11 protein-coding genes are annotated in these 16475 nt (G+C 69.3%); 4 read left to right on the top strand and 7 right to left on the bottom strand.

Going from position 1 to position 16475, the window contains the following annotated elements; translation table 11 throughout:
- Window positions 1–67: 67 nt before the first annotated feature.
- Both JOL79_RS23820 and JOL79_RS23815 read left to right on the top strand, forming a co-directional pair.
- A complete protein-coding gene (locus tag JOL79_RS23820) occupies window positions 68–574 on the top strand; it encodes a hypothetical protein (protein ID WP_210158120.1) in 507 nt (168 codons plus the stop codon).
- Window positions 575–698: 124 nt separating this feature from the next.
- The gene (locus JOL79_RS23815) at window positions 699–2777 is read left to right on the top strand and encodes a DUF6571 family protein (RefSeq protein WP_210158119.1); all 2079 of its coding nucleotides are present in this window, start codon (window positions 699–701) and stop codon (window positions 2775–2777) included.
- A 10-nt stretch (window positions 2778–2787) separates the two neighbouring features.
- Here the strand turns inward: JOL79_RS23815 and JOL79_RS23810 are convergent, their stop codons facing one another.
- Window positions 2788–3234 carry a hypothetical protein gene (locus JOL79_RS23810; RefSeq protein WP_210158118.1) on the bottom strand — a complete coding sequence of 149 codons (447 nt, stop codon included), beginning with the start codon at window positions 3232–3234 and terminating at the stop codon, window positions 2788–2790.
- A gap of 218 nt (window positions 3235–3452) precedes the next feature.
- Window positions 3453–3614, bottom strand: a complete 162-nt coding sequence (locus tag JOL79_RS23805; protein ID WP_307848687.1) for a hypothetical protein — start codon at window positions 3612–3614, stop codon at window positions 3453–3455.
- Between the two features lie 236 nt (window positions 3615–3850).
- On the opposite strand from JOL79_RS23805, the gene JOL79_RS23800 reads away from it, so the two are divergent.
- Window positions 3851–5077: an NsdA family TPR-like regulatory protein gene (locus tag JOL79_RS23800; protein WP_210158116.1), complete on the top strand. Its 1227-nt coding sequence runs from the start codon at window positions 3851–3853 to the stop codon at window positions 5075–5077.
- Window positions 5078–5289: 212 nt separating this feature from the next.
- On the opposite strand, the gene JOL79_RS23795 is transcribed toward JOL79_RS23800, so the two are convergent.
- Together JOL79_RS23795 and fabI are read right to left on the bottom strand one after the other, a co-directional pair.
- Entirely contained in the window at window positions 5290–10752 is a 5463-nt protein-coding gene (locus JOL79_RS23795; protein WP_210158115.1) for an ATP-binding protein, read from the bottom strand.
- Window positions 10753–10857: 105 nt separating this feature from the next.
- Window positions 10858–11718 (bottom strand): enoyl-ACP reductase FabI, encoded by an 861-nt coding sequence (gene fabI, locus JOL79_RS23790; RefSeq protein ID WP_210158114.1) that lies wholly within the window; start codon window positions 11716–11718, stop codon window positions 10858–10860.
- Between the two features lie 241 nt (window positions 11719–11959).
- Here fabI and JOL79_RS23785 point away from each other — a divergent pair, with 241 nt between their 5' ends.
- Entirely contained in the window at window positions 11960–13366 is a 1407-nt protein-coding gene (locus tag JOL79_RS23785; RefSeq protein ID WP_210158113.1) for an MFS transporter, read from the top strand.
- A gap of 62 nt (window positions 13367–13428) precedes the next feature.
- Here the strand turns inward: JOL79_RS23785 and JOL79_RS23780 are convergent, their stop codons facing one another.
- The 3 genes from JOL79_RS23780 to serS form a co-directional block, all read right to left on the bottom strand.
- Window positions 13429–13878: a PaaI family thioesterase gene (locus tag JOL79_RS23780; RefSeq protein ID WP_210158112.1), complete on the bottom strand. Its 450-nt coding sequence runs from the start codon at window positions 13876–13878 to the stop codon at window positions 13429–13431.
- Between the two features lie 41 nt (window positions 13879–13919).
- Window positions 13920–15032, bottom strand: coding sequence for a fatty acid desaturase family protein (locus JOL79_RS23775; RefSeq protein WP_210158111.1), 1113 nt, complete (start codon window positions 15030–15032; stop codon window positions 13920–13922).
- A 74-nt stretch (window positions 15033–15106) separates the two neighbouring features.
- The gene (gene serS, locus JOL79_RS23770) at window positions 15107–16390 is read right to left on the bottom strand and encodes a serine--tRNA ligase (RefSeq protein ID WP_210158110.1); all 1284 of its coding nucleotides are present in this window, start codon (window positions 16388–16390) and stop codon (window positions 15107–15109) included.
- Between the last annotated feature and the right edge of the window lie 85 nt (window positions 16391–16475).

The raw sequence follows: 16475 nt of genomic DNA, 5'->3' as shown, positions 1-16475 counted from the left end.
GAAACCACCCCAGGCCGCTTCTGCCACTCTTGGCACACATTCGGTCACTCCATGTAATCTCCGGGCCATGACAAGGATCGATCGCGGAACGCTCCTGGAGCTGGTCCGCAACCGTCCCCTGCTCGCGGCGGAGTTGCTCGGAGAGGCCCTGGACGCCTGCGCCGAAGAGCCGGTCGGCGGGGAGGAGCTCCGGCGGCGAATCCCCCGGCTGGAGCTCACGAGCGCGGACGAGACCGCGCTCGCCGCCCGGTACCGCGAGATCATGGCCGAGGCCCGCAGATACCGCGAACATCTGGCCGACGTCGTGTTCCAGGATCTGATCGCTTTCGTCCGCGCCCGCATCGACGAGGGTCTGTACCGGGCGCGCAGAGCCGCGAACGCCGGGCAGCGTGACGGGCACAAAGCGGAGCGGGACCTCGCCGCCAAGCGCGACCGGGTGAATTACCTGGAATCCGTGCTCGTCAACCAGCTCTACCTGGCGCTCGAAGAACATGCCCAGGCGGAGCACCTGCTGAAACTGGAGGCTTACGCGTACACCTGGCACCCCGACTATCGGGAAGACTGGCTCCCCTGAGCCGGATGCGCCCGTCCTGCCTTCTCAGCGATACGGCAGTGCTTTACCCTTCGGCTTTATGAGTTGCCGCAAGCCGGCGTGAGGCACGACCCAGCACGAACGTACGGGCGGAACGGGGGAAACGATGGCAGAGCCGACATCCCCGGGAACGGGACCGTTGTCGCCGGAATTCAGCGGCATCGACCCGGGACGTATGAGCGACTTCATCGGCTCCCTCACGCGCGGCTACGACGTCATAGGTCAGGAAATGGACGCCATCCGGCGGATCCTGACCTCCGCGAACCTCTCGGCCGCCGGCCTGAACCCGTTCGGAGAGGTCCTCTCGTGGCTTGAGACGGAGCTGCCGAAGCTGCGGCGCCGTCAGGCGACGATTCTCTCGTCCGAGCAGTTGCCGGGATGGCTACCCGGCATGGCTGCCGGGCTGGTGCCGCTGAACGAGGGCGCCGTGCTCACCGCGTCCGAGACGCAACGCGAGGGCGGCGCGCTGGCCGAGCGGTTCGCCGCCCTCTTCCCCAGCGACTACGGCGTGCCCGGCGGGAAGACGAACGACGACGCGTTCGCCCGCCTCGTCGCCGAACTGAACACGCACCGCAACGACGCCGACTTCGTCGCCGCCTTCTTCGCCGCGCTCGGAGCCAAGGGAACCCTCGGGCTCGCGGAGAAGCTCAGAACCGGGATGAACGATCCCGAGAAGGCGCTCGACGTGGTGAGCCGTGCGTTCGGCACGGCGGTCCGCGAAGGGGCCGACGTACCCGGGTTCGCCGCAGTCAGGTACGAACTCGTGACCGGCAAGGCTCCCCCGTCGTACTGGTCGCCGCTGGTGAAGACCGCAGCCGGCCCACAGCCGCCGGGGCATGCCGGGTTCGAGGAGCTCCGCGCCGGTCAGCCGGCCGTTCCGGCAGAAGGCGAACGACGGCTGGGCGACCTGCTCCGCGCCGGCGAGTTCCCCGCCGACTGGCTCGCCGCCGTGGTGAGCATGCACGCGCTCGGCAAGAAGAGCACGGTCAACGGCACGGACCTCGCGGGCTTCCTGAACGCCCTGGGCAACAACGCCAGGGCCGCCAGGACGGCGATCTCCGCCGCCGCCAAGGAGTACGGCTCGCTGCCGAAGGCGCTCAGTGCCCTCAACAAAAGGGTCGAAGTGTGGGGAACGTACGCGCGTCAGCCGGACATGCAGGAGAAGGAGGACTCCCGGGCGGACGCCTTCGGCCGCATGCTGGCCGCCGCGTCCGGCGCGTACGACGAGAAGGACGGCGCCCACTCCGCCGAGGCCGCCCAGCTGGCCTTCCAGTTCATGCGCGAACTGCCCAAGCTCGACATCCAGGCACCGACCCGCGTCCACCTGGCCGAGATCGCCGGCTCGTACGCGACGGAGATCACCGAGGGCGCCAACCTGGGCGACGCCAACCGCACCCTGCCCAGCGCGTTCGGGCCGGTGCAGACCATCATCCCCGGCCTGAAGCCGGCCTTCCGGCTGAGCCCGAAGGAGACCTACGCCTTCGTCAAGACGTTCGCCGACTCCCCCGAACACATCGCGCCCTTCGAAGAAGGAATGGGCAACCTCACCGACCGCATCGTCAACGCCGCAGCCAAGAAGGATCACGGTGCCGGCGTCGACAACCTTGAGCGCGCGATGAGATCCCTTGGTTACGTCGCAGGCATGCAGTTCATGGCGGAGCGCGAGCGTCAGGAGAAGCTCGATGCGGAGGACCAGCAGCGCATCAAAAGAACAATGTTCATGTACGGTCTCGGGCTCGGCGTGATCGGTCTCTTCATTCCCGGCATGAAGGGCCAGGTCTTGTGGCTCGGAATCTCCACAGCCACGCCGCCTGAAGTGGAATCATTGTTAACTCCAGACAAAACCCGAGTAGAGGCCCTCGAAGAGAAAGACAGAGCTGCCGCGCTCGCACGGGAGACATGGCTGGTCAACACATTGATGTCCAACGGATTCAAAGCCAGAGTGCCCCCGAACGATGCCCGGTTCGCCAACCCACCCATCACCGGAAGCGACGGCCGACTCCTACCATTCTATGAAATAGCTAAGAGCAGGGAAGCCGTTATAAACTTTAACGAGTGGTTGGTCGCCAACGGCTCAGGCGGAACCGATGAGACACAGATCGGGGAGGCGCAGACAGCATTGAAGATAGCCTTCGACGGACCAAGGCGCGCGGTGGAGGACGCAGGGTCCTTGGTCTACAAATGACATTAATCTCTCATTTCAGCGGCAGGCATTCCGTCTCACCCCGCACTACCATCTCCCCCTTCTTCGGAGAAGAAAGCACGAGCCGCGTCCGATATTGGGCACTGACGGCCGCCTGCTCTGTCAGACTCACCGCATAGCTGGGGAGTTGATACTTCGCGACTTGATGAAGCCCGCTGATCAAGGCTAGAACCACCATCTCAGGGTTTCCCGATCCGATGCCGGCCTTGGCCTTCACGGCATAAGTACGCTTCGCACTGCTGTTGCCGCATGGGATGTCCCTCCCACCAGGATCCGTCACCCTCACATCAGTGGCGAAAGCATTTCTTAGCGTTCGATTTATATGGCTCTTGAGGGTCGGTTCGACTTGTGCCGCCGTAGGGAGCTTGGGGGTTTCGGATTGGTTGCACGCGGACAGCGACAGCCCGGCGAGCAGGGAAATCGTGATGATGCCCCTCATGCGTAGCGCCATGCAATCCTCCAGACAGCGCGGTCCACGCGTCACGCTCCATGATGTCAACCAACCGGCCCATCGTACGTTCAGTTCACGGAAATACATAGGTTCTCTCTCGTGATTAACTCGGAGCCATTTGCGTCGCGAATTGGCTCGCCCGCCTTCGCGGGACTTCCGGCAGACGGGCGACTCAGGTTGCGGGGCAACGGTGTCGGCGGGCGCGGTCACCAGACCGTCCCCTCGGCGCTGCTCTCCTGCGCCGCGATCGCCTGGCACAGCCCCAGCAGGTCGTCCGCGTCGACCGTCCGGAACGCGCCCGCCTCTTCCACGGCCAAGGGGAACGGCCGCTCCCGCGTCGCCCACAACCTTCCCGCATCGCTTCGCATGATCCGCCACCCGGCGAACGCCGGACGGGCTGCGCCAACAGCCCTACTCTGTGTCATGGGTCAGGACCACCATCCTGATCAAGGGGTCCGTACGACGGTTGCAGCGCCTGCGGACCCGACTTCGGTCGCTTCACCTCCGATTACAACAGCACGTAATCCCTCAATCACAGGTGTGATCAGGGGACACTGGGGGTCGGTCAGAACGTCCCCCGAGGTCTGACAGCGAGGTGCATCCGATGGTCACCGAACTTCCCATTTGCGCCATACGGCTGCGCACCGAGCGGCGCAACCGGCTGTGGAGCCAGAAGGACATGGCGCGCCGCCTGGTCGAAGCCGCAGACGACGACGTGCGCGCCCGCCTTCCCTCCCGCGAGAGCATCGTCCGCCGGATCAAGGCATACGAAGCCGGACACAACCAGCCCGACGACCCCTACCGCCTCCTGTACGCGCGCGCCTTCGGGCTAACTGAGGACCAGCTCTTCGATTGTGGCGTCAGAAACGCCGGCCAGGATGATGACGACGAGTGGCACGCACTGGAACTGGCTCGTCAGGCCTATGCCACCGAGGTCGGGAGAGAGACTCTCGAACGGCTGGAACTGGCGGTGGACGATCTCGCCGTCGCCTATCACGGGGCATCACCACGCGACCTGCTGATCCGCGTGCGCCGTCATCTCGACTACGTTTCCCGGCTGCTGGACGCGAGGAAGACGCTCGCCGAGCACCGGCGGTTGCTGATAGCCGGCGGCTGGCTGTCACTCCTCGCCGCGACCTGTCTCGTCGACTTGCGCACGTTCCCGGCCGCCGCCGCACGGCTTCGCACGGCCGCTCAGCTCGCGGAGGAAGCGGCGGATCCCGAGATGGCCGCGTGGTGCCTGGAGACCGAGGCATGGCAAGCTCTCACGGACGGAGACTACGGGCGCGCCCTTGCCCTCTCGCAGGCGGCACAGCGGGTCGCGCCGAAGGGCAGCTCGGCGCATATTCAGGCAACCGCACAGGAGGGCCGCGCCTTGGCGCGGTTGGGCGCTGCCCGGGAGACGCGCCACGCGCTGAGCAGAGTCACGCGACTCGTCACACCGCTGCCGCTGCCGGACCGGCCTGAGCACCACTACCGCTACGACCCCGCCAAGTGCGACGCCTACACCGCGACGACACTGTCCTGGCTCGGCGACCCCGCAGCCGAGTCGTACGCTCGCGGGGTGCTCGCACGCCTGGAATCCGACGGCCGACCACGGCCGCGCCGAGCCCTCGCCGCGCGGCTGGATTTGGCCTTCGCGCTTCTCGCAGCCGATCAATCCGACGAAGCGGCCCACATGACGCTCGCCGCCCTCACCGACCCCCACCTCGTACCCGCGCATCACTGGCGAGCCGCCGAAGTGATCAGAAACTTGGAAGAACGGCGCGTACCGGAGGCCACGGAACTCCGCACCGCGTACCGAGAGCTCTGCGTTCCCATCGTCTCCTGACATCTGCCAGGAACCGGCTCACACAGCACATAAATCATGCAATCCGACGGAACCGACGCCACGGGTCGTAACCAGCAAAAGCGACGTCGTCTACCGCTCTTCGGGCAGCGAAGAAAAATGCGGCCAACCTTTCGCGCCAGGACCTGGCGTGCCGCTCGTCCGCGCCGAGGTGAGCGCGGACGAGCGGCACGCAGAATGCGACGTGAGCTCCCTCAGGAGGAGTGCCGGGCGGCCATTCCCCGCTCGATGGCCTCGATGATCCGGGGGCGTAGCTCCGCGACGCCGATGATCGCGTCCACCGAGCCGACCTCCACCGCCCGCTGGATGCTGTGCACCCGGTCGAACTCCGCGGCGACCTCGCCCAGCTTCTCCGCCCGCACCGCGGACTGCGCCTCGGCCAGCTGGGCGTTCAGCGCGGCGCGCTCCGCCCCGCTCGCCGCCGAGATGCGCGCCTGCAGGTCCGTCACCCTCGCGTCGGTCGCCGTACGGTGGTTGACCTCGCCGGAGAACACCACGGCCGCCGCCGGCGCGCCGCCGAGGACCGAGGCGAACGAGCCCTCCAGGGCCAGCACGGTCATGTTCGGGTTGAGCGCCTTGGAGAACACCACGAACGCCCCGCCGTGATAGCGGGAGATCACGCAGAACACGATCGGCCCATCGAAGTTGACGATCGCCCGCCCGATCTCCGCGCCGTACTCCAGCTGGAGCTTCCGCATCGACTCGGGTGAGCCGTCGAACCCGGACAGGTTCGCCAGCACCACCAGCGGCCGGTTGCCGGAGGCCGCGTTGATCGCTCGCGCGGTCTTCTTCGACGAACGCGGGAAGAGCGTGCCCGCCGTGTAGGTGTCGGGCCCGTCGGTGGGCGGGAAGCCGCGCCGGGGCACCGCCCTCGACTCGATTCCGATGAGGCAGACCGGCCAGCCGCCGATGTGCGCGTCCTGGACCGCGGAGGTCTCCGCGTCGGCCATGCCGGCCCACCGCTCCAGCACCGGGTGGTCCTGGTCGGAGACGGCGCGCATCACCGTACGGATGTCGAACGGCTTCTTCCTGTCCGGGTTGTGCTCGGCGGAGAAGATCTCCCCGACGGTGGTGAACTCGCTGTCGGCGATGGCGTGCGGGAAGCCGGAGACGTCGCGGTCCGCCGGGTCAGTGGTGCGGGCCCGCCGTGGCGCGCTCTCGCCGGGCACCACGTAGGTGTGGTCGTAGTGCGCCATCAGCACGTCCCGGGCGGCCTGCAAATTCGGCGCCCAGTACTGCGCCTGGCCGTTCGGGCCCATGACGCGGTCGTAGCCGCCGATGCCGAAGTTGTCCTCGGCCGACACGCCGCCGGAGAAGTCCAGCGACTGCTTGCCGGTGAGCACCATCGCGGAGTCCGGCGTCATGACCAGGATGCCCTTGGTGTGCATGAGCATCGTGGCCTCGGCGTTCCAGTACGGCTGGGCGCCCACGGTGATACCGGCCACCACGATGTTGATCTCGCCGCCCGCCTGGGTGAAGGTGACGATCCGCTTGAGCGCGGCCGCGACCCAGTCCATGTTCTCGGTGCCGGAGGTCATCGAGATCCGGGCGCCCGCCGACAGCGCGAACCACTCCAGCGGCACCCGCATGCGCTCGGCGAGGTCGAGCGCGGCGATCACCCGCGAGCACTCCGGCTCGGACAGCGCGCCCAGCGCCTTGGTGGGGTCGCCGAGCAGGATCACGCGGGTGACGCCCTCGGGGTGACGCTCGGTCGTGGTGGTGACGACGCCCGCCACGATCGCCGCGGTGTTCTTCCCCTTCGGCCGGTCCACCGGGACGAGGACGCCGTGCTCGTCGAGGTCGTACTCGACGAAGTCGCCGAGCATGCCGGTCAGCTCGTAGGGGTAGACGTTGCCGCGCCGGGCCGCCCGGAGCACCTTCTGGCGGTAGTCGCCGATCGGCCGCACCGGCTCGGCCGACGGCTTCTCCACGTGCAGGCTCGCACCGCGGCCCGGGTCGAGCGTGATCCGGACGGCGACCTCGCTCAGCTCACCCGCGGCGTCGCGCCGCCGGGCCACGAACAGGACCTCCTCGAGCCCCGCGCCCGCCGTGGTCGGCAGGATGCGCTGGACCAGCGCGTTCAGCTCGTCGTAGGACATCTCGGTCGACGGCCAGACGTACATCATGATGCGGTTGGTGTCGAACCGCTTGTTCTGCGGCCGCTGCGCCTGGATGTTGCGGATCGCGTCGAGGCCGGCGGTGATCGCGTCTTCCACCGCAGGCAGCGCGACCAGCCGTCCGTCGGTCTCGCGCAGCGGTGTCAGGTCGCGGACCTGCCCCATCGCGATGAGCCGCTCGTCGGCCGGGTTGGTCTTCGCGACGGCCTTGAACAGGTAGATCTCCTCGTCGGCGGACGGCAGGCGGGTGAGGTCGAACTCGCGCCACCGCTGCAGTTGCAGGCGCTGTGCGATCTGCGGGTGGATGCCGCGGATCAACCGGTCCTCGGCCATGCCCGCGCCGCCGGGCCGGAAGGTGAAGTGGTGATGGATCACCGCGCCGCTGGTGCCCGCGACGATGATGGTGATCCGGCGTACGCCCGCCGGCATCGTGTGCCGGTCGAGGAGCCGCCCGAGCTCCACGGCCATGGCGTCGGCGTCGGGCTGCTCCTCGCAGGTGACGTAGAGGTCGGCGACCAGCCCGCTCCGGGCGGCGTCGGCCGCGAGCGCTCCTACCGCGCCGAGGGCCCCGGGCAGCGCGGTCACGTCGACGGCGGTGGCGACAAGGCGCGTCACGTCGCCGGCGGCGTCGGTGCGCTCCGCGGTGACGAAGCGGCAGCCGCCGGTCTCCCGTACGGTGACCTCCGACAGCCCGCGATTGCCGTAGTAGCGGCGGGTCAGCACCTCGAGCAGCGGGGCGTGGTCACGCCCGGCGCGGCCGATCCGCTGGCCGAGCAGCCGGACCAGCGGCTCGGAGCTGGCGACCATCGCCTGGATCCGCTCGGCGCGGTCCGGCGCCTGCGGGTCGAGGTCAAGGTGACGCAGGTGGCCGCGGACGGCGGCGTACACCTTGGCGCGGTTGCGCCGCAGCAGCGGCTGGGCGAACCAGCGGAACACCACGCCGCGCGCCAGGTCCGACACCGTGGGGAAGCGCACCTGCGTGGCCTCCACGAGGTGTTCGAGGGTGAGCCCGGCGGGCTCGCTGAGCGATTCCAACGGCGGCGCGCCGGCCAGCCACTGGTGCAGCAGCTCCGACACGATCGCGACGTCGGTGCTCATCCGCTGCTGGGCCAGGAAGATCCGGAAGACCGCGGCCTCCAGCTCGGCCGTGCGGTCGAGGCCGGTGATGCCGTAGTGGCCGAGGACCTTGGCGAGTTTGGCCGTGAAACTCTCGGTGACGCCCGCTCGCTCGACGTCGAGGCTCTGCAGATAGCTGTGGAAGAACTCGCGCGGGCTGTGCACCGCGCTCACGGGCTCTCCGTCGAAGTCGCCGCGGGGCTTGTTGCGGCTCAGCTCGCACAGGTCGGCGAAGACGGTGAGCAGGTCCAGCTCGCCTTCGAGCAGCCGCCCGCCCAGCTCGGCGCGGGCCGCCAGGTAGTCCGACAGCACCCGCTTGTGGTCATGCGGGTCGACGTCGAAGCCGAGCAGCAGGCTGCGCAGGTCTTCCAGGCCGCGCCTGACCCGGCTGGCCGCGGACGCGTTCACCGGCCCGGCGGGCAGGTCGATCTCGACCGTGCCCGCCTCCTCCTGCGGCTCGTCGTCGGCGAGGGGTTCCAGGCGCATCAGCCGCGCGCCGGTCTCGACCTGGCTGCCGACCGACACCGGCAGTTCTCTCACCCGGGCACGGAACGGCGCGCGCAGCACCGTCTCCATCTTCATGCTCTCCAGCACGAGGATCGGCGCGCCCGCCTCAACCTCGTCACCGACCGCCAGCGGCGCGGCCACGACCAGCGCGGGCGCCGGGGAGCGGACGACGCCGCCCTCGTCGCGGCTGATCCGGTGGGTGACGCCGTCGACCTCGACCAGGTGGATCGGGCCGTGCGTGGCCGACACCAGGCGGAACCGGTGGCCGTTGACCACGATCTGGCCGCTGTGCGCGTCGAACCGCTCCACCTCGACATCCGCCAGAGCTCCCGAGACGCCCACGCGGAACCGCTGCTGCCCGATCCTGGCCACGCTCACCTGGTAGCCGACGCCGCGCAGCTTGAGGTCCAGCGGACGGCCCGGGTTGTGCTGGGCCTGGGGGCGCCCGCCGTACGCGGTGGACAGCAGCCGCCTGCGGCTGACTTCCTCCTCGTCGCGGTAGGCCTCGATCGCCGCGGCGGCCAGGGCGACCGCGGAGTGCCGGTGGTTGACCAGGCCCCCCTGGGCACGCACGCGGTCGATCCAGCCGGTGTCGGCGGCGGCGTCGACGACCTCGGGCTGGTCGAGCAGGTCGAGGACGAAGCTCTTGTTGGTGGCGCCGCCGTCGATGATCACCGTGGTCTCGGCCATCGCGCGGCGCAGCCGGCCGAGCGCCTGCTCGCGGTCGCGGCCGTACGCGATGATCTTCGCGATCATGGAGTCGAAGTCGGCCGGGATGGTGTCGCCCTCGCTGACACCGGTGTCGACGCGGATACCGGGGCCGGCGGGCAGGATCAGCCGCGCGATACGTCCCGGGGACGGCGCGAAGTCGCGGTCGGGGTCCTCGGCGTTGAGCCGGGCCTCGATGGCGTGGCCGTTCTCGACCGGCTGGGGGCCCTCCAGTCTCCCTCCGGTGGCCACGTGCAACTGGAGGCGCACCAGGTCGGTGCCGGTGGTGATCTCGGTGATCGGGTGCTCGACCTGCAGCCGGGTGTTGACCTCGAGGAAGGCGAAGAGCTTCTCGCCGGGGTGATAGAGGAACTCGACGGTGCAGGCGCCGCGGTAGCCGACGGCCACCGCCAGCCGTTCGGCCGACGCCTTCAGCTCGGCGGCCTGCGCGTCCGACAGTACGGGAGACGCGGACTCCTCGATGATCTTCTGGTTGCGCCGCTGCACCGAACAGTCGCGCACGCCCAGCGCCCACGCGGTGTCGCCGTCGGCGATGACCTGCACCTCGACGTGGCGCGCGCCGGTGACCAGGCGCTCCAGGAAGACCACGCCGGATCCGAACGCGCGCAGCGCCTCCTTGCTGGTGCGCTCGTAGGCGTCGGCCAGTTCCTCCGCGGAGGCGACCATGCGGATGCCACGCCCGCCGCCGCCCGCCGTGGCCTTGAGCATCAGCGGGTAGCCGATCCGCTCCCCGGCGCGCAGCGCATCCTCCAGGGTGGCGACCTCGCCGCGGCTCCACGGCGCGACCGGGACGCCGACCTCCTCGGCGATCAGCTTGGCGCCGATCTTGTCGCCGAGCCTGCGCATCGCCTCCGCGCTCGGTCCGACGAAGGTGACGCCGATCTCCTCGCACAGTTCGGCGAAGGCCGGGTCCTCGGCGACGAAGCCCCAGCCGACCCACGCGGCGTCCGCCCGGGTCTCGACGAGTGCGCGCTTCAGGACGGCGTGGTCGAGGTACGGCCTGGCCGAGGCGGGACCCAGGCAATAGACGATGTCGGCCTCACGGACGAAGGTGGCGTCGCGATCGGCGTCCGTGTAGAGCGCGACGGTCTCGATCCGCTCCCCTGTCTCAGCCGAAAGATCCCGAACGGCGTGGATGAGCCGCATCGCTGCCTCTCCACGGTTGACGATGGCGACTCGACTGAACACCGACTGGATCTCCCAACTTCCGAGCAACAGGCGACGCTCGCCCCGTAGCGTCACCTCCGTCTCTCATACCCTGCTCGATCACCTCCGGGCATGCCAATGTCCGGATCACGCATCGTCGGGCTCTCCGTTGTGGGAAACCCACAAACCCGCTCGATCCGGAGTCGTGGTAACCCCGGGGCCGGCCGGCCCGGCGCCGGACGCTCCGAGGGCGTGCAGGCCCCCGTCGACATGGATGATCTCGCCGGTGACCGCGGGCAGCCAGTCCGACCAGAGCGCGCAGACTGTCCGAGCGACCGGCGTGCTGTCCGTGATGTCCCAGGCCAGGGGCGACCGCTCCTCCCACGCCTGCCGCAACGTGTCGAAGGCGCCGATGGCGGTCGCGGCGATCGTCCGCAGTGGACCCGCGGCGACCAGGTTGACCCTCGTGCCCTGCGGGCCGAGCGCGTGGGCGAGGTATCGGCAGCTGCTCTCCAGACCCGCCTTCGCGACTCCCATCCAGTCATAGCCGGGCCAGGCCATGGTGGCGTCGAAGTCGAGACCCACGACGGATCCGCCGCCGGCGGCCGCCAGGAGCGGGGCACACGCGCGCGTCAGCGCGGTGAAGGAATAGGTCGAGACGTGCAGGGCCGGCGCGACGTCCTCCCACGGCGCGGTCAGAAAGCCCCCGTCCAGTGCCGAGGAGGGCGCGAAGGCGATCGCGTGCAGGACGCCGTCCAGGCCCGCCCACCGGCCGCCGAGGTCCTCGACGACCGCGTCGATCTGTTCCGGTCGCGTGACGTCAAGCTCAAGCACGTCGCACGGGTGGGGCAGCTTCTCGGCCACACGGCGGGTGATGGACAGCGCGCGCCCGAAGCTGGTGAGGACGACCTCGGCGCCCTCCTCCTGGGAGAACCGCGCGGCCGCGAACGCGATCGAGCGCTCGTTGAGCACCCCGGTGACGAGAAATCTCTTCCCGGCCAGCAACACGTGGTCCTCCCCGTGGGAAAGCAGCTCTCTCGAATATGTCTGGCGTAATTATTCCGAGCCGGCCTGACAGATCGATGACAATCGGCTGACATATCGGAGCAGGCCGCGTTTTCCTTTCAGGAAATAGACCTGTCACCCGCCGGGCAATCGACCTCGCTCATGACTGGATGCCATATTACTGTGCGCCGTGATCATGGAGCGCGCCAGGTGGGCGGGCCGAACCCGATGGAGAAATGAATCGATGGCCGAAAGTAGCAATCATCAGGTCGACACGGTCGCCACGGCGTCCGTCGGCAGCAGGCTTGACCGGATGCCGATCGTCAGCGCACACCGTACGATTACCGCGCTGATCGGCTTCGGGCTGTTCTTCGATTATTTCGACAGCAATCTTTCGGGCACCATGTCCAAAGTCCTGCAGGTCGAATTCGGAGTCGGTGGAACATCCCTCAAGCTCTTTCTCGCGTCCGGCTTCGTCGGGCAGTTCCTCGGCTCGATCGTGCTGGGACGTCTGGCGGATCGCGTGGGGCGCCGCCGGGCCTTCATGCTCAACCTGCTGGTCTACTCCGTCTTCACGTTGCTCGGCGCCCTGTCGCCGAGCGCGGGCTGGTTGATCCTCACGCGGTTCCTCGCCGGTGTGGGTATCGGCGGAGAGCAGCCCCTCGCCGACTGTTACCTGGCCGAGATGCTGCCCGCCGGCCACCGCGGCCGCTTCATCGGCTGGGCGTACAGCCTGGCCTACTGCGGTGTACCCGCCGTCGGCTTCACCGCCCTGTGGCTCGCGCCGCGTACGGTGCTCGGAGCCGACGGGTGGCGATGGGTGTTCCTGCTCGGCGCGGCCGGCACGGCGATGGTCTGGATCCTGCGCCGCCGTCTCACCGAGTCACCCCGCTGGCTCGCCTCGCGCGGGCGGGCCGATGAGGCCGACATGATCGTTCGCGGCATGGAACGGCAGGCCGGGCTCACGTCTCCCGAGTCGCACGACGCCGGGCCGCTCACGCCGGCGGCCGGCGCGGCACGTCCCGGTCTGCGTGTGCTGTTCAGCGCGCCGTTCCGGCGCCGGACGGTCATGCTGTGGACGTACTGCCTGCTGTCCGTGACGGCCTACTACGGATTCGGCACGCTCGCGCCGCAGGTGCTGGTCGTCAAGGGCTTCGACGTCGTGCAGGGTCTCGGCTTCACCGCCCTGTCGTTCATGGGTTATCCGGTCGGAGCGCTGCTGGCGGTGCCCACGCTCGACCGCTACGAGCGGCGTACGCTGATCTCGGTGTCGGCCTCGCTGATGGCGGCGAGCGGGATCGTCTTCGGGCTCTCGGGCAACGTTCCGCTGGTCGTGGCGTCGGGCTTCTGCTACACGTTGATGAGCAATCTCTTCTCCACGGCGTCACACGTGTACCTGTCGGAGCAGTATCCGACGGAGTTCCGCGCCACCGCGGCCGGCGCGGCCTATTCGCTGTCCCGGCTGAGCGCCGCGCTCCTGCCGTTCGCGCTCCTGCCCGTCCTGGAGCACCAGGGGGCCGGCTGGCTGTTCACCACGATCGCCGCGACCGTCGTCGTCATGGTGGCGACGATCAGGATTCTCGGCGACCGTACGACCGGCACCTCGGTCGACCGGCCCGCCGGCGCGTACACGCTGAGCGCACGGGGATAGCGGACCCGCGGAAACGGGCGACTCCCGGACGAGCCTCGGCTCATCCGGGAGTCGTCGCCTCCCTACGTCAGGACCGCCTGCGTCTGCACGACCAGTCCGACCCGCCTTGGCTCCTCGTCGCCGGCCGGCACGGTGTGCAGGTCGGTCTGGACCACGATGCTGGTGCGACCGACGTGGACGGGACGGGCGCTCGCCCGTACCTCGCCGCGGCGCACTGCGGCCAGGAAGTTGATCTTAAGTTCTATCGTCGAGGTGGCGGCGCCCGGCGGGAGGTTCAGGAAGGCGCACACGGCGGCCGTCGAGTCGGCCAGCGCGGTCAGGGCGGCGCCGTGCAGGACGCCGCCCGCGGTGCACCGCTCCGGCGCCCAGCCCAGGAGGGCGGTCACCTCGCCGGGCGTCAGCCGGTCGAATCGGATGCCGACCGTCTCGGCGAACGGCATCAGTTCCTTGAGGGTCTCCACGGTCAGTTCGGTGTCCGGCATGGTGTCCTCTCGTGTGGTCCCGCCGGTCATGCTCCCACGGGAACACACGAGGATCACGTGGGCGGGCGGCGTCAGGCCGCGGTCGCCCCGGCCGGAGCGGGGCCGCCGCGCCGGGCGGGCTCGCTCACCTCGTGCAGGAAGGTCGCGACCTCCCGGTACGACTCGACGACGCCGACCTCGCGGTACGGAATGCCCTTCCGGGCGCAGTAGTCCTGGACGATCGGACGGCAGTGCTTGAGATTCATCCGCGGCATGCTCGGGAACAGGTGGTGCTCCACCTGGTAGTTCAGGCCGCCGTAGAGGAAGTCGACCAGCGGGGTGGGGCGGATGTTGCGCGAGGTGAGGACCTGACGCTCCAGCCAGTCCAGGGACTCCTCTCCGTCGCGGATCTCCATGCCCTTGTGGTTGGGAGCGAAGATCAGGCCGAAGTAGACGCCGAGCACGGCCTGCTGCACCGCGATGAAGACCACCGCCTTGAGCGGGGACAACACGAGGAAGACGGCGCCCAGGTAGATCACGACGTTGGCCAGCATCAGCAGCCCCTCGATCCACGGCTGGCGCAGCTCCCGGCGGGCCAGCGCCAGCAGCGACGTCCGTCTCATCTTGTACGACTCGAGCACCAGCAGGACGAAGAAGAGAGTGCGCTGGTGCCGGACGATGAACCGCTGGCGGCGGTTGCGCCTGGCGTACTGGCTCATGCTGAAGATCGCGGTGCGCCGGCCGATGTCGGGGTCGAGGTCGAGGTTGTTGGGGAAGCTGTGGTGCCGGTTGTGGTGGTTGACCCACCAGCCGTAGCTGACGCCGTTGAAGAGGTTGGCGTGGAAGCGGCCCATCGCCATGGCGGCACGCCCGCGGAACATGGCCTTGTGCCCCGCGTCGTGCCACATGAACGCGCTCTGCCCGGCGCACAACCCCATCCAGACGGCCACCGGGAGCTGCCACCAGGAGTCGCCGATCAGGAAGAAGGCCAGGAGGCCCGCGCCGGCGAGGGCGATGTTGAAAGCGAGCCGGCCGTAGTAACGGCGCGGTTTGAGCCTGAGCAGTCCGGCCGAGCGCACCTCCCTGGCCAGCTCCGCGAAGTGCGCGCCCACCTCCGCGGCGGTCGCCTCGGCCGGGTCGAGGCCGACCAGGCCACTTCGGGGCGCGGCGCCTCTTCTGACCGAGTTCTGGTCATTGGCCTGCATTGATAACTCCTTCGACTAATCTCCGGACCAGGTCGATCCGGGACCCGGCGGACCTCGGACGGTCCGCCGCCAGGTCAGGTTCGTGGTGTGCCGTCCTTGTCGATCCGGCGGAATCCGGTGTAGGCGGCCAGCGCCTCCGGAAGGTCGACACCGCCGTCCGGCCGCTGACGCTGTTCGAGGATCGCCGCCAGCGTGCGGCCGATCGGCAGCCCGGAGGCGTTGAGCGTGGCGGGCAGTCCGCGTTCCCCGGAGCGGTCCCGCATCCGGATGTCGGCACGGCGCGCCTGGAAGGTGCCGCAGTCGGAACAGGAGGACACCTCCCGGTAGCGCCCCTGACTGGGCAGCCAGACCTCTATGTCGTAGGTCCTGCACGCCGAGAAGCCCAGGTCTCCGGCGGCCAGGGCGACGACCCGATACGCCAGGCCGAGCTCGGCCAGGCACGTCTCCGCGTGGCCCACCATGCGCTCCAGCTCGGCCGCGGAGTCCTCCGGCCGGCAGAGCCGGACCAGCTCGACCTTGCCGAACTGGTGGAGTCGCAGGATGCCCCGGGTGTCCTTGCCGTACGAACCGGCTTCGGCGCGGAAGCACGGCGTGTACGCCGTGACGGCGACCGGCAACGTGCCGGCCGCGAGGGTCTCGCCCGCGTACAGGTTGACGAGCGGCACCTCGGCGGTGGGGATGAGGAACAGCTCCCGGTCGGCGGTGCGCACGGTGAACAGGTCGTCGGCGAACTTCGGCAACTGCCCCGTGCCGGTCATCGCGGCGCGGTTCACCAGTGCGGGAAGGCCGACCTCCTCGTAGCCGTGCCGCCGGGTGTGCAGGTCGAGGAAGAACGAGGCAAGCGCGCGTTCCAGCACGGCGCCGGCGCCGCGGGTGACCGCGAACCGCGCTCCGGCCAGGCGGGTCGCCCGCCTGAAGTCCAGGATGCCCATGGCCTCGCCGATCTCGACGTGGTCGCGGGGGGTGAAGTCGAAGGCCGGCACGGTTCCGCATCGGCGGAGCTCGACGGCCTCGTCCTCGGTCGCGCCGTCCGGCACGTCGTCGTCGGGCAGGTTCGGGATGGTGAGCAGGACGTCGTCCAGTTCCCGGGTCACCGCGCGCCGCCGGGCCTCCAGGCTCTGTATCTCCGTCTTGACCTCGCGGGCCCGTTCGCGCAGTGAGGCGGTCTCGGCGCCGGCGCGCCGCAGTTCGCGGGCCAGCCGGTTGGCCTCGGTCCGCAGCTTGTCCACGGCGCCGGTGAGCTCCGACCGCTGCCGGGCGAGATCGCGAAGGGCCGGCAGGTCCAGGTCGTAGCCGCGGCGGGCCAGCCGGCGTGCCGCGCCGGAACCGTTCTCGAGCAGGGTCCGGGCGTTGTGCATGGCGTCTCCGTTCCGGCGGCCGGCGGCCGGGGGCCGCCCGGACCGGCCTGCTGGGGCAGGTTTTTGTGGCGGAAAGCGGGCTCAC

Origin of the sequence: Microbispora oryzae, assembly GCF_017896165.1 — a bacterium.
GTDB classification, from domain to species: Bacteria; Actinomycetota; Actinomycetes; order Streptosporangiales; family Streptosporangiaceae; genus Microbispora; species Microbispora oryzae.
This window is presented reverse-complemented; position numbering and strand designations above follow the sequence as displayed.

What these genes read in the sequence shown, in the direction of transcription:
- JOL79_RS23820 (WP_210158120.1), top strand. Translation starts at nt 68, where the DNA reads ATGACAAGGATCGATCGCGGAACGCTCCTGGAGCTGGTCCGCAACCGT.
- JOL79_RS23815 (WP_210158119.1), top strand. Translation starts at nt 699, where the DNA reads ATGGCAGAGCCGACATCCCCGGGAACGGGACCGTTGTCGCCGGAATTC.
- JOL79_RS23810 (WP_210158118.1), bottom strand. Translation starts at nt 3,234, where the DNA reads ATGAGGGGCATCATCACGATTTCCCTGCTCGCCGGGCTGTCGCTGTCC.
- JOL79_RS23805 (WP_307848687.1), bottom strand. Translation starts at nt 3,614, where the DNA reads ATGCGAAGCGATGCGGGAAGGTTGTGGGCGACGCGGGAGCGGCCGTTC.
- JOL79_RS23800 (WP_210158116.1), top strand. Translation starts at nt 3,851, where the DNA reads ATGGTCACCGAACTTCCCATTTGCGCCATACGGCTGCGCACCGAGCGG.
- JOL79_RS23785 (WP_210158113.1), top strand. Translation starts at nt 11,960, where the DNA reads ATGGCCGAAAGTAGCAATCATCAGGTCGACACGGTCGCCACGGCGTCC.
- JOL79_RS23780 (WP_210158112.1), bottom strand. Translation starts at nt 13,878, where the DNA reads ATGACCGGCGGGACCACACGAGAGGACACCATGCCGGACACCGAACTG.
- JOL79_RS23775 (WP_210158111.1), bottom strand. Translation starts at nt 15,032, where the DNA reads ATGCAGGCCAATGACCAGAACTCGGTCAGAAGAGGCGCCGCGCCCCGA.
- serS (WP_210158110.1), bottom strand. Translation starts at nt 16,390, where the DNA reads ATGCACAACGCCCGGACCCTGCTCGAGAACGGTTCCGGCGCGGCACGC.